This window comes from Massilia oculi (assembly GCF_003143515.1).
Classification (GTDB): Bacteria; Pseudomonadota; Gammaproteobacteria; order Burkholderiales; family Burkholderiaceae_D; genus Telluria; species Telluria oculi.
In genome coordinates this window covers 2,870,298-2,893,697 of sequence record NZ_CP029343.1, presented here as the reverse complement: position 1 = coordinate 2,893,697, position 23,400 = coordinate 2,870,298, and the positions used below count along the sequence as shown (strand labels likewise).

The following is a 23,400-nucleotide window of genomic DNA, read 5'->3' as shown; positions in this document are numbered from 1 at the left end:
CCCACGCCGTGGCGCAGGACGGTCGATCAGCGCGCCAGGCTGGAATAGCTGCAGGTCTTCGACATACCCTTCTTCGGATCGCCGAACACCTTGGTGGTGCAGGCGGTCTTGGCGGTGATGACCTTGGTGCTGTAGGCGCCCGATACACCGAAGCGCACTTCGCGGGTGCCGGTGAAGGAACAGGTATAACCCTCGGTGGCGCACTGGTTCCAGGTTTCGGGCGTGCCCGGCGCCGGCGACGGGGCTGGAGCCGGCGCCGGGTTCGATGGCGTCGACGTCGACCCCGAGGCCTCGTACGCACCGATATCGAGTGCGCCGGATGCCGAACGGCTCTCGCTGGCCGCCGTATGCTTGTATTGCGCGGTCGGCGCCAGGCTGACGCCGGCCGCCGACTTGCCCGGCGCCGTGCCGGCATTGATCACCAGCGCATTGGCGAGCGGATGCAGGTCGAACAGCGCGCGGTTGACGAAACCGGCGGCCACCGAGCGGTAGTTGCTCTTCTGGATGGCGCTGCCCTGGCTGGTCACGCTACCGATGCCGCTGAAGATATTGTTCTGCAGCAGGACAGGCGTGGTGACCTTGCTGCCGACGAGCACGAAGGTGCCGCGCGAGCTGTCGTCATTGATGAAGGTATTGTTCACGACATACAGGTCCTTGCCCGGGTTCGTCGCGCCTTCCATGCCGTAGGCCAGCATGCCCGGATTGTTGTGGACGGCAGGCTGGTGGATCACGTTGCCGATCACATAGGCGGTACCGGCGTTCGGCAGGTCGATCTCGTAGCTCGGCGTGCCGGCCTTGAGGCTGCCCGACGGAGTGCTCGAGAAGCGGTTGTAGCTGATGGTATTGACGCGGGCGCGTGACTTCAGGTTGTGGCCGACCCAGGCATCGTGCGAGTAGTTGTAGCGGAACACAAGACTGCCGACGTTGCCGATGTACAGGTTGTGCGAATAACCGTCACCTCCGCCATTGCGTCCGAACTCGCTGTATTCGATCACGATATGACTGCTGGTGTTGGTGCCGCTCAGGATGCCGTTTTCATTGCCGTGCAGGTAAGAGGAGCGCAGCGTGAAGTTGGTGCCCTCGAGCCGCAGCGCGGCGCCGTTCTTGTCCGGCACCTTCGCGCCAAACATCTCGACGTTCTCGACCGTGATGTCATTGCCCTTGACGACCCAGATCGCCTTGCCCTGTGCGTTCTTGCCGGCGGCATCGATCTTCGGGCGGCCGTTCACGCCGCGGATGATGAGTTTGCTCGTACTGATGGCGCAGACGTCGCCGCTATAGGTCTTGCTGCCGTCGATCTCGACGATGTCGCCGGCCTTGGCCTTGGCAAAGGCGGCGCACGGCGCCGCATAGGTCTTGCCCGGGCCCACCGACAGGGTGGCGGCCGAGGCGCCGCCCACAGCCGCCAGCGCCATCAGCAACGCGGCGCTCAGGCGAAAGTTGACGGATTTGCTCGACGAATTGGTGCGGAATCGTTGCATGTGATTTAGTCCTGTAAAGAAATTCCAAATGGAATTATTCCTGCTGGAAAGTTTTGAAGCATACGATGTTTACTCGGAGACACTTGTAACGAATTGTGACAGTGCAAAATGGAAATGTTTAACAATTGCGAATAATCGAGTATAAAGTGCAACTATTTCTTGCAATCATTTTTTTAGTGGCGATGTGCTTTCAAGGAGGCCTGCTTAATATTTCCTGAAAGAATAAATGGTGGTTCGGGAAGCCGGTATCGACGGTTCCTGATCGCCAAAGAGAAAAACTCCGCAGAGACGCGTACGAATGGATCACGCATGAATCCACATACATTTCAAATAGAAATGCGGATGCAAGGCAGGAGCGAGATGCAGCGATGGAGGGAGTCGGGATCGAAAAAGGCAGGTGCGTCAGCGAGCGGGACTGGGGCGCGTTAGCGGATCTCGCTGCCGAAAGGTGCTGTCGGGATACTTTACAGCGCAGAGGGACGATTCCGACGATGCCTGTTCAAGCAATTGATTTTCCAAAGAAAAGGTACTCGGCATACTTATTGCTTAGAAATTAAGCATTCGATGTTTTTAGTAAGGAGAGAAATGTGTACAGATTGATTGGATCGATCCTTGTCATGATGGCAACCCTGGCACTGGCGCCCCAGGCCGCCGTTGCCGCGCCTGTCGTCGCAGCAGGATCGACGTATTCCTTGTATCTCGACCGGGATAATAGCAACGAAGCTTTTTATGCTCTTGCCACTTTCGATGGAATAAGCGAACTCGGCGCATGGGAATTCTTGCCGATTACTGTCTCGGAATCCGAAACCGAGCTGGGTAATGGCCGCTCGCTCATCAGTATCCAGTTGCGCGCCGATCGCGATCTGTTCCCGGTGGCAGATGAAACCGGTGTCTACGGTATTGGAACGTTTGGCGACGGCTTGGATTTGCTGCGTTCGGTATTCCTTTATGATGCGCGCGTTTCTTTTCTTGATTCCAATAGTAAACTGTTGACCGATTCCGGCAATCTTGTCGATGAGGTTGGCCAGGCCGCCCCCTGGGATGGTTTTTTCCCGACCGCGGATCTGGTATTCGAGAGCGCAGCCCTAGGTGGACAAGGCATCCTGGGCATCAATTTCGATTTCTTTGTCAGTGAGCGGCCTGCTGCGGTTCCTGAACCAGCCGGCGTATTGCTGATCGGGCTTGGAATGATGGCAATGTTGGCTGCGCGCCGACGCCGCCAGCATTGATCGGCAAGATGGTATTGTTGCGTTGCGCCAAGGCAACGTTCATGATCTTTTTAAAACAAAAAGCACCCGACCGGGTGCTTTTTTTTGCCGCAATGCGCTGTCGCTGCGTACTTTATTTCACGGCGGCGACCATGTAATCGACGGCCGCCTTGACGTCCGCATCGGGAAGGGTGGAGCCGCCTTTCGGCGGCATGAAGCCGGTCTTGCCTTGGAAGCCCTTGAGCGCGTGCTCGTACATTACGTTGCCGCCTTGGCCGAGACGTGCCGTCCAGGCCGCCTTGTCGCCGAACTTTGGCGCACCGGCGATGCCAGCGCCATGACAGGCGATACAGGCCGAATCGTAGGCTTTCTTGCCGGCGTCGGCACTGGCAATGGCTGGCGCGGCGGTAGTTGCAGCGGACGGGGCGGGCGTTGCCGCCGCGCCTGGCGCCGGAGCTGCTGCAGTGGCCGGCGCAGCGGCGCCAGCGGCCGGCGCCTCGGCGGCTGCCGGGGCGGGCGCGGGCTCGGCCGGCTCCTTGAAGCTGGCGCCGCTCTTGTTGGTCATGAAGACGACGGCGCGCTCGACCTCCAGGTTGTCCAGGTCCGGGTTGCCGCCCTTGGCCGGCATCGCGCGGATGCCTTCGATGGCGTGCTTGAGAATGGTGTCATAGCCCTGCGCCAGGCGCGCGCCCCAGGCGGCGTTGTCGCCGGTCTTCGGCGCGCCTGCCATGCCGCTGTCATGGCAGGCCGCGCAGGTGGCGGCATAGACGGCGCCGCCGGCCTGCAGCACGCGCGGCGCGTTGGCGTCGACCAGGGTGAATCCTTCTTCGGAGACGGGGCGGATGCGGTTGGAGATCGCTTCGGCGCTCTGGCTGTCGGTGCCGGCGCCTGTGGTAGCGGTACTGGTCACGAAAACGACCAGCAATATGATGCCTAGAACAATAACCAGGAAAAATCCCGTGACGGCGACGACGAGCTGTTTTGGCGTGCGGATGAGGGATTGGTGTTCGTTGTGTGCGTCGCTCATGATTTCCTTAATTCAATTAAAAAAACCGGCCACTGGGGCACTGCGATCTAGTGGCTTTTTGCAAATGCCGTCAAGCATCTTATTATAGTGTAATCCTGCTTCGGTGTAGGGGTTTTTCCGCTTCTTCCCATGGACGTACTTGCGGAAAGACTGTATCCTTCGTCACGCCTCCAGCGCGGCTGTAGCTCAGTGGATAGAGTATTGGCCTCCGAAGCCAAGGGTCGCTGGTTCGATCCCAGCCAGCCGCGCCATTCCGGCATAATTGCCGCCAAGCAGTTCCCCTTTTTCCCCTTTCTCTTCCCGATCTTTCCGTATGCGCCGGCATGTCGCCGCCCCGCGTCCGATTCCGCCCGTCGTCGTCGCATCGCACACTTTTGTGGAATGGTGCATGCGCACAATTGACATTGCCAGTTGTTGACTTTAATGTAAGAAAGTTGACGGACCGATCACCGCCGGTAGGCGCGATCCGGCAATATCACGCGCCCGTGTACGGCGACCTCCCTGCGTACGCTTCGCTCTCTTGAAAGAGGACCTTCCATGACTCTCGACCGTGGCCTTCGCGACCGTATCGCCGTTCTTCGCTTCGTGATGATCTTCGGCGTCATCATGCTGCATACGCCACAGTACGTGCCCATGGCCGAGATCGGCAACGGCTGGTTCGACGCCACCAAGGCCTTTTTCCAGCTCGCCGTATTCCGCGCCACCGTTCCGGTGCTGACCGTCATCTCGGGCTTTCTGCTGTTTGGCGCCGCCCTCGACCGTGCGCCGGCGCGCCTCTTCAGTAAAAAGGCGCGCACGATCCTGCTGCCCTTCCTGTGTTTCAACCTGCCGCTGGTGCCGCTGGCCCTGGGGGCGCAAATGGCTGCCGGAATCGAGATGTCGGCGCAGCTGTGGCCATTCGAACCGATGGCCTGGCTCAATGCGGCGTTCGGCCTGACCGCGTCGCCTATTAATTACCCGTTGAATTTCCTGCGCGACTTGCTGGTGCTGATCCTGCTCGCGCCTGCGTTCGGCTGGCTGTTGCGCAACTATGCGTGGCCGGGCCTGGTCCTGGTGTCGGTGGTGTTCTTGAAAAACTATGATGGCGTGCTGGTGCTGCGCGACATCATGGCCGTCCTCTTCTATGTCGGCGGCATGGCAGCCGTGCGCGGTTGGAACCTGCGCCTGCTCGACCGCTTTGCAATGCCGTGCTTCCTGTTGTTCCTGCTCGCCTGCGCCGCCATCGTGCATTTCCGTGTCGCGAACACGACCTATCTGCGTCTGGTCGCTCCCTTCCTGATCTGGCCTGCGACCGCCTGGCTGGCGGCGAGCCGCTTCGGACCATGCTTGGCCGGCATGAGCAAATACAGCTTCTTCATGTTCCTGGCGCATGCGCCGTTGCTGCTGCTGACCTGGATCCTGTACGGTCGCTATGGCAGCGCCTTGCCCTATCCCCTGTACTGGATCATGGCGCCATTGCTGGTGACGGCCGTGCTTGTCGTTGTCTATCGAATTGCCGAAACCTTGATGCCACGGCTATTTCCCCTGCTCATAGGTGCAGGCAGCCGGGGCCCGAGGATGGCGGCGGTTGCCGACCCGGTGCCGGTGGTGGATGCACCGCGGGCTGGGGCAAAAATCTGATGCTCAAACTTGCTTTAAATCAATATTGGCTTTAAAGCAATAGCGCACGATATCCATCGTTGCGCTGTATATTGTTGAGTCAATGCTAAAATTTCTCTCTCTTTTCGCAGGGAGCGATGGGAACCTGTCATATGCGTGTTGCATCGACCTGACGCGGCAGTGAAGCGTCGTTGAGTCCGGTTGTGTTTCCGTGCTATATTTACTGTTAAAAATATAGCAAAAAATCACCTCCTGCATGATGTATAAAATGCATGGTTCGACGGTGGTTCGCCAGGTTTGATTGCACAGACGATAAGTCATCGAGACTACACAGCATTGACCTAATATGGCGGGCAGGTCGGCCGGCACTGAACGGCAGATGGAGGTCGGCGCCACGTCATCGACGTTGCCCTCAGGAAAGACGCACACTCTTGCGCACGGTACATATGGCGATAGAGAAACAAATCTCAATCTTTGCTATATTGATAATGTTGTGTAGGAAAATTTGTTGACCAGGAGGCGAGCGAGACCCTCGTTTTTTCCGTAAATACAACATCTCTTTGCGAGCGCGACAGGTTATGGCGATTGTGTGAGACCATGCGCGCGCTGCCATTCAATGCGGTTCTAGCGGTCGTTTTGCCAACTCAGCTAGTAGTGAAGCAATAATAAATTCTGGGGAATAACATGTTTCGGATCTCTAATCACTATGTGTCGAAGATCGTATTCGTCCTGCTGTTCGTAGAGATGTTGATCCTGCTCGGCGCCGCCTATGCGGGAGCAGCCATGCACTTCATCGATGTCAGCACGCCGGCGCGGACCCTGCAACTCGATCACTTCATGGCCTCGGCGATCGCCTTCGCGGTGGCGGTCAGCTTCAGCATGAGCGCCATGGGCATGTACCAGCTCGATTTCGACGAGGGCCTGCGCCATCCCTTCTTCATGAAGCTGATGCCGGCCTTCCTGATGGGCTTCCTGATCCTGACCCTGGTGTTCTATATCGCTCCCGACCTGTATTTCGGCCGCGGCATCCTGCTGCTGGTATTCGGCCTGGCGGCGGTCGGCATCTTCACGGCACGCATTATTTTCTTCAAGACATCCGAGATGCGCCTGATGCAGTCGCGCATCATGTTCCTCGGCTGCGGCCCGCTGGCCAAGGAGTGCAGCGAGCTGGCGCAGAAAAAGACCAGCTACCACCGCTACAATATCGCCGGCTTCATTCCCGTCGCCACCGAAGAGGTATGTGTTCCGTCTGGCAACCTGCTGAAAGTGCGCGACGGCGATTCGCTGGTCAATATCGCCAAGCAGTATGGTGTGCAGGAAATCGTGGTCTCGGTCCAGAACCGGCGCGGCAGCTTCCCGATCAAGGAACTACTCGACTGCAAGCTGCAAGGCCTCAAGGTCACCGACGCCGCCACCTTCTTCGAGCGTGAAACCTGCCAGATCCGGGTCGATTCCCTGCAGCCGAGCTGGCTGGTCTTTGGCGGCGGCTTTGATCAGAGCTATATCCGCACCTTCATGAAGCGCGGCTTCGACCTGGTGTGCAGCACCCTGATCATGGTCATGACCTTGCCGATCATGCTGGCCGCGGCCATCGCCGTGTGGCTGGAAGACCGGGGCCCCGTGTTCTATTCGCAGGAACGGGTCGGCAAGGACGGCAAGATCTTCCGGGTGCACAAGTTCCGCAGCATGCGCACCGATGCCGAAAAGGGCGGCAAGCCGCAGTGGGCGGCCCAGAACGATCCGCGCGTCACCCGCGTCGGTAATTTCATGCGCAAGACCCGCATCGACGAACTGCCCCAGGTGTTCAACGTGCTCAAGGGCGAGATGTCCTTCGTCGGTCCGCGCCCCGAGCGTGCTTATTTCGTGGAGCAACTGATTGAGGTGGTGCCGTATTACAATGTGCGCCACAGCATCAAGCCTGGCATTACCGGCTGGGCCCAGGTGCGTTACGGCTATGGCTCCTCGGCCGAGGATGCGCTGCAAAAGCTGCAGTACGACCTGTACTACGTCAAGAACAACAGTCTGTTCCTCGACGTGCTGGTCCTGATCAATACCCTCAAGGTCGTGCTGTTCCGCAGCGGACGCTGATGACCACGCCCCGGGTCGCGCCGGGGCCAGGCATCGGTGTGGCCTCCTTACCCGGATTTTTTCAATGCACGTTCTCATGGATGGCGCACGTTGACCAGCATTGCCGTCTATAGCTACAGCGTCGCCGCCGTCGGGTTCCTCCTGCTGATCGGTCTCCTGCTGACGATCTGGCGCGGCCGCAGCCACGTCGCGCCGGTCGCGATCGCCTGCGCGCTCACCGCGCTCTGGTCCGGCGCCCTGGCCCTGGAAGCCGCGTCCGGCCTCGGTCTGTGGTCGGTCTGGACCGACAAGCTCGAGATCCTGCGCAGCGGCGCCTGGTGTGTCGTGCTGGTCCTGTTGCTGGGCAACTACCGCGATCCGCGCAGCCGCTGGACGTTCGGCCTGCGCACCTCGGTGTTCGCGGGCGGCATGGCCTACCTGGGCCTGCTGCTGGCGACGGCGCTGCTGCGCACCGACCTGATGCTCAATATCGACGGCCTGCTGCCGAACGTGACGCTGCGCGTATGCCAGGCGGTGCTGGGCATGCTGCTGGTCGAACAGGTATACCGCAACAAGACGGTACAGGAGCGCTGGGCCATCAAGTTCGCCTGCCTCGGCATCGGCGCCATGTTCGCCTACGACTTCTATATGTACAGCCAGGCGATGCTGTTCCATGAGATGCACCAGGATACCTGGGCCGCGCGCGGCATCGTCAATGCCCTGGCCATGCCGCTGATCGGCACCGCGGTCAAGCGCGGCACCTCGCGCGCCAATGCGCTGGCGCTGTCGCGGCGCGTGATGTTCCATTCGACCGCGCTGTTCGGCTCCGCGCTGTACCTGATGGCGATGGGCTTCGCCGGCTACTACCTGCGCTACTTCGGCGGCAGCTGGGGCGGCGTGATGCAGGTCGTGTTCCTGTGCGGCGCGCTGCTGGTGCTGGCCGGGACCCTGTTCTCGGGCACCTTCCGCGCCTGGCTCAAGGTCTTCATCAGCAAGCATTTCTACAGCTACGGCTACGACTACCGCGAGGAATGGATGCGCTTCACGCGCACCCTGTCCGAGCACAGCGCCAACATCGGCGAGCGCGCCATCGAGGCGGTCGGCGCCCTGGTCGAAAGCCCGGGCGGGGTGCTGTGGCAGCGCCGCGACGGGACCCCGGATAGCGGCGGCGCCGGCGCCTATCGCCCGGTGGCCGGCTGGCAGGCCGCCAGCAGCGCCGTCGAGCCGGCCGATTCGAAGTTCTGCCGCTTCCTGGAGACCACCCAGTGGGTGATCGACCTGCACGAATACAAGGCCTTGCCCGAGAAGTACGGCGACCTCGAACTGCCGGCCTGGCTGAAGGAATTCCCGCGCGGCTGGCTGGTGGTGCCCCTGATCATGCACTCGAAGCTGTTCGGCTTCGTGGTGCTGCAGGATGCGCGCAGCACGGTGGCCCTGAACTGGGAAGTGTTCGACCTGCTCGAGATCGCGGGCAGCCAGGCCGCCAGCTACCTGGCGCAGCAGGACGCCGCCAACGAATTGATGGTGGCGCGCCAGTTCGACTCGTTCAATCGCATGTCGACCTTCGTGGTGCACGACCTCAAGAACCTGGTGTCCCAGCTGTCCCTGATGAACGCCAACGCCGAAAAGCACCGCGACAATCCGGAATTCCAGCGCGACATGCTCGAGACGGTCGACCATTCGATCCAGAAGATGACGTCGATGCTGCAGAAGCTGAGCCGCAACGATGCCCCGGCGCGGCCGCGCGCCCTGTCGGTCGAGGCCGTGGTGCGCCAGGCGATCGCGCTCAAGAGCGCCCTCGAGCCGCATCCGGTACTGGAGGTCGAGCAGCAGGGCCTGCTGGTGGTGGCCGACCGCGAGCGGCTCGAGCGCGTGCTGGGCCACCTGATCCAGAATGCGATCGAGGCCACGCCCAAGAGCGGCCGCGTGAACGTCACCGTGCGTCGCCGGGGCGACCGGGTGGCGATCACGGTGGCCGATACCGGCGCCGGCATGACCGAGCAATTCATTCGCGAGCGCCTGTTCAAGCCGTTCGAATCGACCAAGCCGGCCGGCATGGGCATCGGCGTGTTCGAGAGCCGCGAATACATTACCGAGCTGGGCGGCGCGCTGGACTTGACCAGCACGCCCTCGGTCGGAACCACTTTTACCGTCACCCTGCCGTTGTACCATGAGGCCGGGGCCGGCATCGCCGCCGGCGCCATCGATCGCGCAGCGTGAACTGAGGAATAGCCGTGACCCAAAACAAACCGAAACTGTTGATCATCGAGGACGACCCCGGCCTGCAGAAGCAGCTGCGCTGGAGCTTCGATGCCTATGACGTGGTCGTCGCCGGCGACCGCGAAAGCGCGCTGGCGCAGATCCGCCGCCACGAGCCGGCGGTGGTCACCATGGACCTCGGGCTGCCGCCCGATCCGGACGGTTCGACCGAGGGCCTGGCGACGCTGGAACAGATCCTGGCGCTGGCGCCGGACACCCGCGTGATCGTCCTGACCGGCAACCAGGAGCGCGCCAACGCGGTCAAGGCGATCGCCATGGGCGCCTACGATTTCCACCAGAAGCCGTGCGAGCCCGAGGTGCTGAACCTGGTGATCCAGCGCGCTTTCTTCCTGCACAACCTGCAGATGGAAAACCGCCGCATGCAGTCGAACCAGGCCGATTCGCCGATGGCGGGCGTGATCAGCCGCGACGCCGGCATGCTCAAGGTGTGCCGCAATATCGAGAAAGTGGCGCCGACCTCGGCCTCGGTGATGATCCTGGGCGAATCGGGCACCGGCAAGGAAGTGCTGGCGCGCGCGCTGCATGCGCTGTCGCCGCGCGCCAAGGAGCGCTTCGTGGCGATCAACTGCGCCGCGATTCCCGAGAACCTGCTCGAAAGCGAATTGTTCGGCTACGAGAAGGGCGCCTTCACAGGCGCGGCCAAGCAGACCAAGGGCAAGGTCGAACTGGCCAACGGCGGCACCTTCTTCCTGGATGAAGTGGGCGACCTGCCGATGGCGCTGCAGGCCAAGCTGCTGCGCTTTTTGCAGGAGCGCGTGATCGAGCGCATCGGCGGGCACGAGGAAATCCCGGTAGACGTGCGCATCGTGTGCGCGACCCACCAGAAGCTCAAGGAATTGTGCAGCACCGGGCGCTTCCGCGAAGACTTGTATTATCGTCTATCGGAGATCGTGGTCACGATCCCGCCGCTGCGCGCGCGCCAGGGCGATGCGGCCCTGCTGGCCCACCACTTCAAGAACAAGTTCTGCGCCCAGGAATCGCGCCCGACCCTCCATTTCGCCCCCGACGCGATCGCCGCCATCGAGGGCTATGAGTGGCCGGGCAATGTGCGAGAAATGGAAAACTGCGTCAAGCGCGCCGTGATCATGGCCGATGGCCCGACCATCGTGGCCGACGACCTGGGCCTGCCCGACAACGGCACCCAGGTCGAGGAACCGCTGAATCTGCGCCAGGTGCGCGACGAGGCCGAACACGCGGCCATCGTGCGCGCGCTGGCGCGCGTGGACGGCAATATCGTCAAGGCGTCCGAGGTACTGGGCGTGAGCCGCCCGACACTGTATGACCTGATGAGCCGGCACGGCATCAAGAGCAGCGCATGACGTATTCCCAATGAGGCGCGGCGCCCGCCTGGCGCTGGCGGCGACCGTGCTGGCCGGCTGCGGCGTGGCGGCGGGACTGTTCGCGCTTGAACGCGCCGGCGTGATGCCGCGTACCCTGGCGCCATACATCGAAAAGCGCAGCAGCGGCCACCATGCCGTCATCGTCGGCGCCGGCCGGTTCGCCAGCCGCGGCCTGCTGGCGCTGGACCGCGGCGCAGCGGGCGGCGCCGCCCCGGACCTGGCGGCATTGACGCTGGGCGCCCAGCCGAAGCCGGCCGGGTCCGTCGGCACTGATGCCAGCGTGGTCACCGGCGTGGCCGCCCTGCGCGCCGCCATGGCCGCGGCCACGCCCGGCACGACGATGACGCTGGCGCCAGGCACCTACCGCATCGAGCGCCGCGCACTCGAGGCCAGCCGGCCCGGTAGCGCCGGGGCACCGGTCGTGGTGCGCGCCGCCCAACCGGGCACGGTGACCTTGCTGTCGAACGTGCCGGTCGCGATCCGGGTCAACGCCCCGCACTGGCGCTTCGAGAACCTGGCCATCGACGGCGCCTGCGCCGCCCACGACGACTGCGAGCACGCCTTCCAGGTGACCGGGGCGGCCAGCCATTTCGCGGCCGTCAACAACACCCTGCAAGGCTTCAACGCCCACTTCAAGATCAACGGCGCGGGCGGACGCTTTCCCGACCATGGCCTGATCGAGGCGAACACCCTGTCCAATCCGGCGCCGCGCGCGACGCGTCGACCAGTGACCCCGATCGACCTGGTCGCGGCCAGCGACTGGACGGTGCGCGGCAACATCATCCGCGACTTCATCAAGGCGGGCGGCGACCGCATCAGCTATGGCGCCTTCGCCAAGGGCGGCGGCAGCGGCAATCTGTTCGAGCGCAATCTGGTGTGGTGCGAGCAAACGCTGGCCGGCCAGCCCGGCCAGCGCGTCGGGCTGTCGCTGGGCGGCGGCGGCACCGGCAAGCCGTATTGCCGCGACGGCCGCTGCATCACGGAACAAGAGCGCGGTGTCTTGCGCGCCAACCTGGTCGTCGGTTGTTCCGACGTCGGCATCTACCTCAACAGCGCGGCCGATACCCGGATCGAGGACAACACCCTGGTCGACACCGCCGGCATCGACGTGCGCTTCGCCACCAGCAGCGCGCGCATCGACGGCAACCTGGTCGACGGTCCGGTCCGCAGCCGCGACGGCGGCCTGCTGCGCCTCGGGGACAACCGCGCTGCGGCCTTGTGGCGTTCGTATGCGGGACTGCACCCGGTGCGCGCCTTGTTCGCGGCGCCGGCGGGCGGCGACTTCCGCTGGCGCGGCGCCGCGCCCGAGCGCGCCGAGCCGCGCCAGGATGGCGTCGACTTGTGCGGCGCTCCACGCAGCCAGGCGAAGGCCTACGGCGCCTTCGAGGATTTCGGCGCCTGCCTGCGCCGCTGAGGATTTACCAGGACCGCAGCCATTCGGCCGTCCAGCGCGCGACCTGATCGCGCCAGGCGCGGCGCGAGAAGGTATGGTCGGCGTCGTCGATCTGGCGCCGCGTCACGCGCGGCGGGGCCAGCACGCCTTTCCAGGCGCGGTCGGCGTCGGCCAGGTCGCAGAATTCGCGCGCGGTCAGGTCGGCGCCGGAGATCACCAGCAGCACCTGCCCGCGAAACTCCTGCAGGCCGGCGCGCATCCGTTCCGGCAGCGAGGCCGTGGCGGTGGCGCCGCTGGCGGCGGGCGCGGGCGTGCCCCTGGCCTTGCGCAGCAGCGCCAGCAGCGACGCCAGCGAGCGCCGCCAGTCGAGCCCTCCGCGCAGTAGCTGTTTCCAGAACGCCGGGTCGCGCAGGCGCGCGCGGTAGTAATGGCGCAGGGTGGCGCGCGCCAGGCCGTCCTCGGTGCGCACCCAGGGATTGAGCAGCACCAGGCCGGCCACGCGCGGGTCGCGCGCGGCGTACATGCCGATCGCCGAGGCGGCGTCGCACAAGCCCCACAGCACCACTTCGCGCAAGTCCGGCGCCGCCGCCATGAAGGCATCGATCGCGGCGCGCAGGTCGTCCTCGACCTCGTCGAACGGACGGATGGCGCCTTCGCTATCGCCCATGCCGCGGTAGTCGAAGCGCAGCACGGGCACCCCGCCCTGCGCCAGGTCGCGCGCCAGCAGGGTGAACTGGCGGTGGCTGCCGGCCCGGTATTGCGGGCCGCCCACGACCACCAGCACGCCGCGGCTGGCGCCGGCGCCCCGGGCGGGAAGGCTCAGGATGCCGTACAGCCGTTCGCCGCCGCAGTCGAAGGCGAGCGCGCGTTCCTCGGGGCCGCCGTCCGCATCCACGCCGGGATTGGCGCCAATATTGGCTTCTATATGCCTGATCTCCACGCCTTCAATGCCCATGCAGTCTTGCCTCCAGCGCGGCCGTGCCGGTCTCCAGCCAGGCCGCATTCTCGGTGATCTCGGTGGTCGTCCAGAACGGCGCGCAGTGGACCGGGTGCAGGCGCAGGTCGACGCCGGCGCCGCGCCAGGCGGCGGCGGCGCGCGCGGCGCCGGGGGACGGCTCGGCGCCGGCCTGGGTGACCGCCTCGATCCAGTCGACCGGGCAGGCCGGGCGGAAGGCGTCCAGCGGCTCGAGCGCCTCCAGCGCGCGCGCCAGGCGGGGATCGAGGTCGTAGCCGGCGATCTCGAGCGCTTCGCCGGCCAGCAGCGCCGCACGCAAGTGCGCCGTCCCGCCGCCGGCGTCGCCATCGGCCAGCAGTGCGCCGGCCAGGCGCAGGCGCAGGAACTGCGTCAGATAGGTGGAACCCTTGAGCACCGGCTGCCACAGCAGCATGCCGGCCACCGGGTGCGCCGCCGTGCGCGCATAGTCGAGCGCCAGCAGGGCGCCCAGGCGCAGGCCCCACAGCCGCAGCGGCGCATCCGTTCTCTCCCGCAGCCAGGCCGCGGCCAGCGCCAGGTCGGCTTTCCACAGTTCCCAGCGCGCGTCGCCGAAGTCGCCGCTGCTGTCGCCGCAGCCGGCCAGGTCGATCTGCAGCACGGCGTGGCCGGCGGCGGCGAAGGCGCGCGCCTGCAGCGCCGCCATGCGCCGCGCGCGGTTCAGCTCTTCGGCGAAGGGATGCACGTACAGCAGCGTCCCGCGCGCCGGGCCGGCCGGCGGGTGGTAGAGGCAGAAGCGCTGGCCGCCATCCACCTTCAGGAAGAAGGGTTCGGCCGGCGCGCCGGCGGCGGCTTTCATGCGCCGCGCTTGTCGTCCACGAAAGCGGCCAGGCTGCCCAGCGTGGCGAAGGTGCTGGCGCTGATGTCGTCGTCGTCGATCGCGATGTCGAAGTGTTCTTCGAGGGCGGCGATCAGGCTGACCACCGCCATCGAGTCGAGTTCCGGCAGCGCGCCCAGCAGGGGCGAGTCGGCGTCCAGCTGGCGGCCGGCGTCGCCCAGGCTGAGCACGTCGGTGAGGATGGTCTTGATCTGGTCGATGGTGATTTGGTTGGTGTTCATGCGAATTCCATTCACGGGTTGGGGCGCAGCAGCGCCAGCCGGGTCTTGATCGGGGCCGCCAGGCGGTGCACCTCGCCCACCAGTTCGTGGCGCGTCAGGCGCAGCAGCAGGTACCAGACGACGGCGATGACCGGCGCCATGGCGAGCAGGCGCAGCAGCGGCGCCAGCGTGGACGGCAGCGCGATGGCCAGCAGCATGGCGGCGCCGCTGCTGCCCAGCGCCACGATGGCGCTCGGCAGCAGGGCGCGCAGCAGGGCGCCCATGCCGAGGCCGAAGTAGCGGCGCTGGATGAAGGCGCGCAGCGGCGTGGTCAGCACCGTCGCCAGGCACAGCGCCCAGGCGAAGGTCACCAGGGAGCCGTCGTACAGCCAGACGCCGAAGCCGATGCGCGACAGCAGGATGGCCAGCACGAACACCGCGCTCATATAGGGGCGGCCGATCGCGGTCAGGGCAAAGCCGACATACTGGAACATCATCACCGACGCCGCGGCCAGGATCAACGGCAGGATGGCCGGCACCGACTCGAGCCAGGTGGGACCGTACAGGGCCAGCACGATGTCGTGGCCGAGCACCGCCGTCAGGCCCAGCGCGGTCCAGCCCACGCCGGTCAGCAGCACGGTAGCGCGGGTGAGCACCGGCGCCAGCGATTCGCCGCGGTGGAAGATCTGCGCCAGGTAGGAGACGGCGCCGTAGGTGACGGTCGACCCGGCCACGTGGATGAAGATCTGGACCGTCGAATTGGCGCGGCTGAGCAGGCCGACCTGGCTGGCCGAGCCGAGCTTGCCGAGCAGGATGTCGGGGATCGCGTTGTTGACGGCGGCGGCGGTGTTCGACACCAGCGAGCCGGCGCCGAACTTGGCCACCGCGCGCCAGTGCGCGAACGAGGGCAGCCAGGGCAGCTCGCGCGGGCGGTGCGGGACCAGGGCCAGGCCGCACACCAGGATGTTGATCAGGTTGGCCCAGGCCAGGCTCATGCTGCCGAAGCCCTGCTTGGCCAGGATCAGGCAGGCGGCGCAGTAGCTGAGGGTGCCGGCGGCGTTCACGTAGGCCTGCTTCTGCGCCTCGAAGCGGCGCGACAGCATGGCGTTGGTGATCGAGCCGAACGGGATGAACACGAAGCCGAGCGCCAGCACCTGCATCACCGGCACCATCCCGGGTTCGTCGAACCAGGCGCCGACCGGGCCGCTCGCCAGGTACAGGCACAGGGCGATCAGCCACGACGAGGCATAGGCCACGCCGGCCGCCGAGCGCAGCTTGTCGGCCGACAGGTCGGCCTCGCGCTGGATATAGTGGGTGACGCCGAAATCGCGGAACACGTGGGCGAAGTTCACCAGCACCAGCGTCATCGAGAAGATGCCGATCTCGCTCGGGCTGAGGATGCGCGCCAGCAGCACGCTGACGACGAACTTGAGCGCCGTCGAACCGGTCGAGGAACAGAAGGTGATGAAGAGCGAACGTCGCAGGTTGGCCATGGTTCAGGAAATCGCGGCTGCGCGCCTCAGGCGCCGGCCCGCGCGGCGGCAGTCCGGATCGGATGGTGAATGGATGGCATGCCTGCAGACCTCTTTTGATGCGCGCGAGCGATTGCTGTAATGCACAACATTATATGCTGCATCCTTATTTACACATGCGCGCACGATACATTTCTGGCATCACCGATCGGCGATGGCGGGGCGTGTCAGCGGCGTGCCTTGTCAGCCACCATGCCTTCGCGCGGCACGATCGCCCATACCGGCGTCTTGCGGTAATCGGGCCGGTCGGCGCGCGCCTCGAAGCGTTGCCAGGCCTCGTCGGCCTTGGGAACGCCCCAGGTGGCCGCCAGCGCCAGCGCCGGCTGCATATTGGCCGGGAAGCCGAGCACCGAATCCGAGAAGCCCGACATGCGCCCCGGCGACCAGTGGCCCTTGCTGGCCACGCGCAGCCACTCGCTCTGTTCGCGGCTCCCGCACGGCTGGTCGATGTACTTGAGACCTTGCGGATGGCGCAGCTTCTTGCTTTCGTTCAGGATGCTGTCGCCGCCAAAATTGAATGCATACATCGTGGGAAGGTCGCGAAACAGCGGTTCCTTCGGTCCCGGACGGAATTCCAGGTGGTAGGCCGAGGCCTGGATCCAGCAAAAGCCCGGCGTCGTCATGCGGCCGACGGCGTACCTGGCTTTCCACTGCAGGATCGGCAACGCCTTCTCGAACCCGAGTTCGGCCAGGTAGCCGAAGCTCCAGGTCAGGAAGTCGTCCTGCCACGGCGCCGACGCCTTGACCTTGAACGAGCCGGCGCCCGAACCGTCGTACACGCCCAGCCGGTTCGGATTCCCGACGACATAGGTGGCGTGGTAGAACTTGAGGTTGTTGTCGACCTGCTTGACGAAATAGTCCTTGAGCGGATGGGCGTCGGGCGTGATGTAGGCGGCGTGGCCCAGCGTGCGCAGCGACCAGGCCTGGCCGCGCACCTGCTGCCAGCGCACCAGGCCCTGGCCGTGGCCGGAATTGACCGGATCGGTTTCCAGCGGATTGCTGGCGGCCCAGAACTGCAGTTCTTCCAGGTAGTAGTAGTCGCCGGTGAGCAGGTAGGGCAGGTAGGCCAGCGAGGGCTGGTGCGCCGTGTCGTGCTTGTAGGGGGTTTCGCACAGGCCCTTGCCGGCGCAGCGCGGCACCGGCAGCGGGCCCTTGTCCGCCAGGTTCATGTGGGTCGAGACGGCGCGGTTGGCAGGGGTGTCGGTGCGCAGCGGGTAGCCGGTCCTTTCGTCGCGCAGGTGGATCGACCAGCTGCCGGAGCCCTCGGCGGCGGCGACCATGGTCCTGAACGCGCGCGGGTCGCCCGACAGCAGGTATTGCACCGACCAGGCGGGCAGTGGCCCGATGTCGTTGCGGCCCCCGGTGGAGGGCATGTAGGGATTGACGGGGCCGATGGTCATCGGACCGGTCTTTTCCTCGGGCAGGCGCTTGACCTGGTTGACCAGCGAGAGCTCGCTCGGCGCGATGCCCTGGTCGTAGTTGGACACGGCGCGCGAAGCGATCAGGTAGGCGCTGTCGGGACGCACCTGCAGGTCCGGGGCGCGCGCCGCGTTCCACCAGGCCAGCTGGCGCCAGCGCGCGTGGTGGTAGTGGCGCAGCTTGTCTTCTGTGTAGACCGTGCGCCCGCCCACCTCGACTTCGACGTCGTAATCCAGGTTGCGCGCGCCGGACTGGAAGGTTTTGGCGTTCTCGACCACGACCTCGACCCGTGCCTGTCTTTCCAGGCCCGGATACCAGCGCACGGCGAAGTGCGCTTCCAGCAGCGGATGGGCGGCGCCGGCTTGACGCCTGAACGGCGCCGCGCCGCGCCATTCGCGGACCAGCGGGCCGTCGAGCCACAGGCTGGCGTTCCTGCCGCCCCTGGCGCCGGCCACCGCATCGGCCAGCGTGGCGCGATAGGTGGCACCGTCGAGTTTGATCGTGACGGCGGCAGCCAAACCGTCGGCGAGCAGGCTGTCGACGCCGCCGCCGGCGGCGCGCGGCGCCGGGGCATCGCCCTTCACCAGGGCGATAGCGGCGGCGCCGCGCGCGCCGAGGCGCGGCAGGACGCCGGACAGGACCGCGTGGCGCACCGAGCCGTCGGCATGGGTGGCCTTGACATCGGCCTGCAGGGGAATCAGGGCGCCGTCGTCCAGGCGGGCGGCCAGGCGGTCCTGCTTGCGCAGGTCGCCCGGCGCGAAGACCTGGCCGAACGTGAAGGGGACGCTGGACTGCGCGCCGCCGAGGTTCTGGATGCGCACCTCGGGGAGCGCCTGCGCCGCAGCCGCATCGGCCATGGCGCCGGCGCCGCCCAGCATGGCCGCGAGCGCCAGCAGCCGGAGCAGGCGCGGCGCAGAAGACAGGAACGGGCCGGACATCGAAGCGCTCGGCCGGGTATCAGCGCGCCGTGGTCGACTGCGCCAGTGGAGCGGCGGCGTCCGGCGCCGCGCCGAGCGAGCGGATCGCGTCGCGCGAGGTCGCTTCGTACTTGCCGTTAATGAAGCGCATCGAGCCGATGAAGTGCAGGAAGGCGGTGTCGGCGGTGGCGCAATCGGGGGTGCCGTACTTGGGGAAGGGCAGGGAACGGGTGCCGCGGGCGTTGGCCACGAGGTAATTCGAGGTCACCTGCTCGGTGCCCCAGCGTCTCCAGTCCTCGCCCAGCTTGGCGGTCATGCGGCGCGAAAAATCGAGCATGGCGTCGCGCATGGTCTCCGAGCGCGGAAAGCCCGTGAACCCGGCGCAGCCGCGCACGTACAGGGCGTCCTGCGGCAGGCCGACGTTGACCATCTCGCTCTCGGAAATGGTCTGGATGTGGGCGCCCGGCTTGAGCACGCGCAGCGCATGTTCGCGCACCGCCGGCAGCTGCCGCAGCGGGGTGTCGGGCAGGTCGGCCAGCACGAAACCGGTGCCGTTGCGCACGCCTTCCACGATTTCGGGGATCGGCTGGACCGTGACGGTATCGGCGTCGAGCTGGACCACGTAGGTTTCGCGCACGAAGCCCGAGATCGCGTACAGCCTTTCCCACACGCCGCCGCGCGGAATGTCGGGATGGACGAATTCGTCGGCGTGGTGCAGTTCGATGTGCGGCACATGCTGGCGCAGCACGGCCCGGTCCTCGTCGGTGATCGAGGGATCGCATACCACGACGACCCGCTCCGCGTTAGCGTAACGGACGAAGGACTTGAGCGCGACAAGATACGCGAGAACGTCGCGGGTATGGACCATGGACAGCAGCATGAACGGCAGCTTGCCACGCTCCACCGGAGGGGTCGACAAGACCTGTCTGGTCACCTTCGTGTGCCGCGAACGGAAATAATCCCGTTTCAGGCGCTGAACTATCCGCTGTATTAAAGACATCCTGACTTACTCCTGTATCGGCATCCGGGCGCGCGTCACATGTGCCTGATTGATGGGCGCTGATGTGATATTCTTGCCTTTCTTGCAATAGCGCGCGATTATTATATGCTGATTTCCTGGCCGCACGCGTTCCGTGCTGCATTTTTTGCCATTTAACATTATCGTCACGCTTCAGGCGCATCCAGTGCGCGGGGACCAGCATGGTTCTACAAAAAATTCACGTACGGAGTGCCATTGAGTAATGAACGAGTAACATTTTTCATGCCCGATCCACAGCAGGTCAGCCTGTTCCAGGATGCCGACCCGGACCGGGACTGGAAACTGTTCAGCACCGGTGTGCAGGTCTGGGTCGGCCAGACCTATCTGCGCCTGAAGCGGGCCGGCTACCCGGTGGTGCTCACGGCGCAGGCGCCGGCGTCCGGCCTGGTGGTGGCGCATGCCGACCATGTGCCTGTGCTGCTGTGCCGCCGGCGCTGGAACGCGGCGCTGACGATCGTGGCGGCGCGCGCCGACCGTCCGCGCCAGCCGCATGCCGACGTCGAGATCGTGCAGAACGGCGCCTGCGCCGACGGCGTCGCCGCCTTCCACATCCAGCACTGGCCGCAGCCAGGACTGGTGCCGCGCGACGCGCTGCGCGGCAGCGCCGTGCGGACGGTCGCCTTCAAGGGCACGGTGGGGGAGATGACGCCCGAATTCGCCGCGCCCGAATGGGCGGAAGGCTTGCGGCGGCAGGGCATCGAATGGCGCTGCGACGCGGTGGCCTGGGGCGGCAATGCCGCCTCCTACCAGACCAGCTGGAACGATTACCACGACACCGACGTGGTGCTGGCGATGCGCAAGGACCTGTCCCACCTGCATGCCAAGAAGCCGGCCAGCAAATTGATCAATGCCTGGCTGGCCGGGGTGCCGGCCATTCTCGGTCCCGAGCAGGCTTACCGCGAACTGCGGCGCTCGCCGCTCGACTACATCGAAGTGGCGTCGGCGCAGGAGGCAGGCGCGGCGCTGGCGCGCCTGGCGGCCGAGCCGCAGCTGTACCGGGCCATGGTCGAGAACGGGCTGCGCCGCGGCGAACAGGTGCGCGCCGAGGAATGCACCCGGGCCTGGGCCGCGCTGCTGTTCGAGACACTTGCGGCGCGCAGGACGCCGGCGCCGCTGGCGCTGGCCAGCCTGGGCCTGCGCAGCCTGCGCTGCCGGCTGCGCGCCTGGCGCACGCCACATGAAAAAAGCGCCGCCACCTTGCGGTGACGGCGCCTCCTGCCGAACCCCGGGCGACGCGCTTTCAGGCGCGGTCGGCCGGGATGCCGCCTGCGATCAGCGCGGGACGATGTCCCACTGCGGGCCCTTGCTGTAGTCAGGCTTGTCGGCGCGGCCGCTGAAGACGGTCCAGGCCTGGGCCGCGTTGGCGATGCCCGAATTGGCCGCCACCGCCAGCGCCGGCTGCATGTTCGACGGATAACCCATCGTCGAATCCGAGAAGCCCGACATGCGGCCCGGCGACCAGTGGCCGTTGCTGGCGGCGCGCAGCCAGTCGCTCTGCTCCTTGCTGGCGCAAGGCTGGTCGATGTATTTCAGGCCTTTCGGGTGCTTCAGCTTCTTGCTCTCGTTCAGGATGGTGTCGCCGCCAAAGTTATACTGGTGCATGCTCGCCAGGTCGCTGAACAGCGGCGCCGTGGCGCTCGGGCGGAACTCCATATGGTAGGCCGAGGCCTGGATCCAGCAGAAGCCCGGCGTGGTCATGCGGTTGACCGGATACTTCGCCTTCCACTGGAGGATCGGCAGGGCCTTGTCGAAGCCGAGTTCGACCAGGTAACCGAAGCTCCAGGTCAGGAAGTCGTCCTGCCACGGCGCCGACGCCGCTACCTTGAACGAGCCGGTGCCGGAACCGTCATACACGCCCAGCTGGTTCGGATTGCCGGTGACGTAGGTCGCGTGGTAGAACTTCAGGTTGTTGTCGAGCTGCTTGACGAAATAGTCCTTCAGCGTATGGGCGTCCGGCGTGATGTAGGCGGCATGGCCCAGCGTGCGCAGCGACCAGGCCTGGCCGCGCACCTGCTGCCAGCGCACCAGGCCCTGGCCGTAGCCCGAGTTCGCCGCATCGGTTTCCAGCGGATTGCTGGCGGCCCAGAACAGCAGCTCTTCCAGGTAATAATAGTCGCCGGTCAGCAGGTAGGGCAGGTAGGCCATCGACGGCTGGTGGGCGGTATCGTGGGTGTACGGCGAGCCGCACAGCTTCTTGTCGTTGTTGGCGCAGCGCGGCACCGGCAGCGGGCCCTTGTTGGCCAGGTTCATGTGGGTCGAGGTGTTCTTGTAGGCGTCGTTGTCCACGCGCAGCGGGAAACCGGTCTTCTCGTCGCGCATGTGGATCGACCAGCTGCCCGAACCGTCGGCCACCGCCATCATGGCGTTGCGGGCGCGCATGTCCAGCGACAGCAGGTAGGACACGCTCCACATCGGCAGCGGACCGAGGTCGGGGCGGCCGCCGGTGCCGCCCATGGCCGGGACCACCAGGCCGATCTTCATCGGGCCGGTATTGTCGGCGTTGAGCTGATTGCCCATGGTGGCCAGCATCGCTTCGGTCGGCTTGACGCTCTGGTCGTAGTTCGACACCGCTTTCGAGGCGATCAGGTAGGCGACGTTCGGACGCACGTGGATGTCCGGGGTGCGCGCGCCGTCCCACCAGGCGCTTTGGTGCCAGCGGGTGTGGTGCATGTGCATCAGGCCGGCCTTGGCGTAGATCGAGCGGCCGGCGACGTTCACGTTGACGTCATACTTCATATTGTGCGAAGCCTTGAACGTCATGGTGTTCTCGACGATCGCATCGACCCGCGCCTGCTTCAGGCCCGGATACCAGCGCACGGCGAAGCTGGCGGTGAAGCGCGGATGCACCACACCGGCGGCGCTCTTGAGCGGCGCGGTGACGATCCATTCGTTGACGACGGCGCCCGACAGCCAGCTGACCGGCTTCGGCGCGGCCAGCGCGGTGGCGAGCGAGGCGCTGTATTGCACGCCCTCGTAGGTCACCTGCACGTCGCTGGTCAGGCCGCTGGCGGCCAGGTCCTGCAGGGTGACGGCGCTTTTCTCCGACGGGGTCGACTTGACCAGCTGGATCTTCTCGATCTGGCCGGCGGCCAGGCTTGGCAGGATGCCGGACACGACCAGGTGACGCACCGAGCCGTCGGCATGGGTGGCCTTGACGTCGGCCTGCAGGCGCATGAGGGTGCCGTTCGACAGGCGCGCCGCCAGGCCTTCGGTCTTGGCCATCTGGCCAGCCGCGATCACCTGGCCGAAGGTGAACGGCACATTGGTCTGGGCCGCGCCCAGGTTCTGGATCTCGAAATCGGTGATGGTGGCGCCGGCGACGATCGCGGCCGGGGTGTTGCCGGTCACCGGGGTCAGCACGGTTGGAGTGGCCGGACGCGGGGCCACGACGGTGGCCTTGGCCAGCGACGTGCCGGAGTCGGTGTACGAAACGGTCTCGGACGCGAGATCTTCGCCGCCACCGCCGCCGCAGGCGCTCAGCAGGGCGGCGCTCAGTACGGTGGCGAGGATCGAGGCGCAACGCGCAGGCAGGCGGACCGGCTGGGAGGTTCGCACATTGCCACGGTCCGCGCGGCTCGGGAGCATCTGGTCAGAGTTCATTTGGGTAAAAAGAAAAGTTCGCAAAAGAAATTTAATTTCCGTGTGGAACTGAACTTTACCCCGTTAAAAATTTCCGTGGGCCAATTCTGAACAGATTTTGCCGATTTTCTGCGCAAAAACAACGAAAATAGCGCTTTTGAAAGTATTGACGCGAACAAAGTCAAGCGTATTTTTGATAAAAACCGTGAAAAAGCAACAAGTCTCTTGGTTTTAATACATTTACTGGTCTGCGAATTTCGTTTTTGTGCCTTCCAGCATCACTTTTCTTCTATACTTGGTTTCATATTTATCGAATTTAGGAAGTGCAGGTTGTTTGCACAATTGCGAAGTTGACATCGAATCATTCCTGGCTGTGATAGGATGACAACATCAATGGACTGGCGACATGGCCAGTCCCTGTTATTCAAGGACACAGTGCCGGCCGTTGTGCTGCGCCCATGTGGCGCACTCGGGCTTCGCGGAAATGATG

16 protein-coding genes and 1 tRNA gene are annotated in these 23,400 nt (G+C 65.1%); 8 read left to right on the top strand and 9 right to left on the bottom strand.

From position 1 onward, the window contains the following. Nucleotides 1-26 precede the first annotated feature (26 nt). The gene (locus DIR46_RS13230) at nucleotides 27-1,481 is read right to left on the bottom strand and encodes a right-handed parallel beta-helix repeat-containing protein (protein ID WP_109345629.1); all 1,455 of its coding nucleotides are present in this window, start codon (nucleotides 1,479-1,481) and stop codon (nucleotides 27-29) included. Nucleotides 1,482-2,068: 587 nt separating this feature from the next. Between DIR46_RS13230 and DIR46_RS13225 the strand changes: the two genes are divergently transcribed. After that, complete coding sequence (locus DIR46_RS13225; protein ID WP_229446604.1) at nucleotides 2,069-2,710, top strand: PEP-CTERM sorting domain-containing protein; 642 nt, start codon at nucleotides 2,069-2,071, stop codon at nucleotides 2,708-2,710. A 112-nt stretch (nucleotides 2,711-2,822) separates the two neighbouring features. On the opposite strand, the gene DIR46_RS13220 is transcribed toward DIR46_RS13225, so the two are convergent. Next, nucleotides 2,823-3,716, bottom strand: coding sequence for a c-type cytochrome (locus tag DIR46_RS13220; protein WP_109345628.1), 894 nt, complete (start codon nucleotides 3,714-3,716; stop codon nucleotides 2,823-2,825). A 175-nt stretch (nucleotides 3,717-3,891) separates the two neighbouring features. Between DIR46_RS13220 and DIR46_RS13215 the strand changes: the two genes are divergently transcribed. The 6 genes from DIR46_RS13215 to DIR46_RS13190 all read left to right on the top strand — a co-directional run bounded on the left by DIR46_RS13215 (nucleotide 3,892) and on the right by DIR46_RS13190 (nucleotide 12,416). Beyond that, nucleotides 3,892-3,967, top strand: a tRNA-Arg gene (locus tag DIR46_RS13215). A 286-nt stretch (nucleotides 3,968-4,253) separates the two neighbouring features. Beyond that, the gene (locus tag DIR46_RS13210; RefSeq protein WP_109345627.1) at nucleotides 4,254-5,336 is read left to right on the top strand and encodes an acyltransferase family protein; all 1,083 of its coding nucleotides are present in this window, start codon (nucleotides 4,254-4,256) and stop codon (nucleotides 5,334-5,336) included. Between the two features lie 663 nt (nucleotides 5,337-5,999). Continuing rightward, nucleotides 6,000-7,403 (top strand): TIGR03013 family XrtA/PEP-CTERM system glycosyltransferase, encoded by a 1,404-nt coding sequence (locus tag DIR46_RS13205; RefSeq protein WP_109345626.1) that lies wholly within the window; start codon nucleotides 6,000-6,002, stop codon nucleotides 7,401-7,403. A 90-nt stretch (nucleotides 7,404-7,493) separates the two neighbouring features. After that, nucleotides 7,494-9,602, top strand: coding sequence for an XrtA/PEP-CTERM system histidine kinase PrsK (gene prsK / locus DIR46_RS13200; RefSeq protein ID WP_109345625.1), 2,109 nt, complete (start codon nucleotides 7,494-7,496; stop codon nucleotides 9,600-9,602). Between the two features lie 14 nt (nucleotides 9,603-9,616). Further along, nucleotides 9,617-10,981: a PEP-CTERM-box response regulator transcription factor gene (gene prsR, locus DIR46_RS13195; protein ID WP_109345624.1), complete on the top strand. Its 1,365-nt coding sequence runs from the start codon at nucleotides 9,617-9,619 to the stop codon at nucleotides 10,979-10,981. A gap of 10 nt (nucleotides 10,982-10,991) precedes the next feature. Beyond that, complete coding sequence (locus DIR46_RS13190; RefSeq protein WP_109345623.1) at nucleotides 10,992-12,416, top strand: right-handed parallel beta-helix repeat-containing protein; 1,425 nt, start codon at nucleotides 10,992-10,994, stop codon at nucleotides 12,414-12,416. 4 nt (nucleotides 12,417-12,420) lie between these two features. Here DIR46_RS13190 and DIR46_RS13185 read toward each other — a convergent pair whose 3' ends face one another. The 6 genes from DIR46_RS13185 to DIR46_RS13160 all read right to left on the bottom strand — a co-directional run bounded on the left by DIR46_RS13185 (nucleotide 12,421) and on the right by DIR46_RS13160 (nucleotide 19,211). Beyond that, on the bottom strand, nucleotides 12,421-13,350 hold the full coding sequence (locus DIR46_RS13185; RefSeq protein WP_205289122.1) for a hydrolase 1, exosortase A system-associated: 930 nt from the start codon (nucleotides 13,348-13,350) through the stop codon (nucleotides 12,421-12,423). Beyond that, entirely contained in the window at nucleotides 13,340-14,185 is an 846-nt protein-coding gene (locus DIR46_RS13180; protein ID WP_109345622.1) for a hydrolase 2, exosortase A system-associated, read from the bottom strand. Before DIR46_RS13180 ends, DIR46_RS13185 begins: the two co-directional genes overlap by 11 nt. Beyond that, the gene (locus DIR46_RS13175) at nucleotides 14,182-14,445 is read right to left on the bottom strand and encodes an acyl carrier protein (protein ID WP_109345621.1); all 264 of its coding nucleotides are present in this window, start codon (nucleotides 14,443-14,445) and stop codon (nucleotides 14,182-14,184) included. The genes DIR46_RS13180 and DIR46_RS13175 overlap by 4 nt, the downstream gene beginning before the upstream one ends. A gap of 11 nt (nucleotides 14,446-14,456) precedes the next feature. Continuing rightward, nucleotides 14,457-15,917: an oligosaccharide flippase family protein gene (locus DIR46_RS13170; RefSeq protein WP_109345620.1), complete on the bottom strand. Its 1,461-nt coding sequence runs from the start codon at nucleotides 15,915-15,917 to the stop codon at nucleotides 14,457-14,459. A gap of 206 nt (nucleotides 15,918-16,123) precedes the next feature. Further along, on the bottom strand, nucleotides 16,124-18,313 hold the full coding sequence (locus tag DIR46_RS13165) for an RIFT barrel domain-containing protein (RefSeq protein ID WP_109345619.1): 2,190 nt from the start codon (nucleotides 18,311-18,313) through the stop codon (nucleotides 16,124-16,126). Between the two features lie 19 nt (nucleotides 18,314-18,332). Next, nucleotides 18,333-19,211: a glycosyltransferase family A protein gene (locus tag DIR46_RS13160; RefSeq protein WP_162819506.1), complete on the bottom strand. Its 879-nt coding sequence runs from the start codon at nucleotides 19,209-19,211 to the stop codon at nucleotides 18,333-18,335. Nucleotides 19,212-19,553: 342 nt separating this feature from the next. Between DIR46_RS13160 and DIR46_RS13155 the strand changes: the two genes are divergently transcribed. Then, on the top strand, nucleotides 19,554-20,537 hold the full coding sequence (locus DIR46_RS13155) for a hypothetical protein (protein ID WP_109345617.1): 984 nt from the start codon (nucleotides 19,554-19,556) through the stop codon (nucleotides 20,535-20,537). Nucleotides 20,538-20,603: 66 nt separating this feature from the next. Here DIR46_RS13155 and DIR46_RS13150 read toward each other — a convergent pair whose 3' ends face one another. After that, entirely contained in the window at nucleotides 20,604-22,886 is a 2,283-nt protein-coding gene (locus DIR46_RS13150; protein WP_229446602.1) for a hypothetical protein, read from the bottom strand. Nucleotides 22,887-23,400 lie beyond the last annotated feature (514 nt).

What these genes read in the sequence shown, in the direction of transcription:
- DIR46_RS13230 (WP_109345629.1), bottom strand. Translation starts at nt 1,481, where the DNA reads ATGCAACGATTCCGCACCAATTCGTCGAGCAAATCCGTCAACTTTCGC.
- DIR46_RS13220 (WP_109345628.1), bottom strand. Translation starts at nt 3,716, where the DNA reads ATGAGCGACGCACACAACGAACACCAATCCCTCATCCGCACGCCAAAA.
- DIR46_RS13210 (WP_109345627.1), top strand. Translation starts at nt 4,254, where the DNA reads ATGACTCTCGACCGTGGCCTTCGCGACCGTATCGCCGTTCTTCGCTTC.
- DIR46_RS13205 (WP_109345626.1), top strand. Translation starts at nt 6,000, where the DNA reads ATGTTTCGGATCTCTAATCACTATGTGTCGAAGATCGTATTCGTCCTG.
- DIR46_RS13190 (WP_109345623.1), top strand. Translation starts at nt 10,992, where the DNA reads ATGAGGCGCGGCGCCCGCCTGGCGCTGGCGGCGACCGTGCTGGCCGGC.
- DIR46_RS13185 (WP_205289122.1), bottom strand. Translation starts at nt 13,350, where the DNA reads ATGGGCATTGAAGGCGTGGAGATCAGGCATATAGAAGCCAATATTGGC.
- DIR46_RS13180 (WP_109345622.1), bottom strand. Translation starts at nt 14,185, where the DNA reads ATGAAAGCCGCCGCCGGCGCGCCGGCCGAACCCTTCTTCCTGAAGGTG.
- DIR46_RS13175 (WP_109345621.1), bottom strand. Translation starts at nt 14,445, where the DNA reads ATGAACACCAACCAAATCACCATCGACCAGATCAAGACCATCCTCACC.
- DIR46_RS13170 (WP_109345620.1), bottom strand. Translation starts at nt 15,917, where the DNA reads ATGGCCAACCTGCGACGTTCGCTCTTCATCACCTTCTGTTCCTCGACC.
- DIR46_RS13165 (WP_109345619.1), bottom strand. Translation starts at nt 18,313, where the DNA reads ATGTCCGGCCCGTTCCTGTCTTCTGCGCCGCGCCTGCTCCGGCTGCTG.
- DIR46_RS13155 (WP_109345617.1), top strand. Translation starts at nt 19,554, where the DNA reads ATGCCCGATCCACAGCAGGTCAGCCTGTTCCAGGATGCCGACCCGGAC.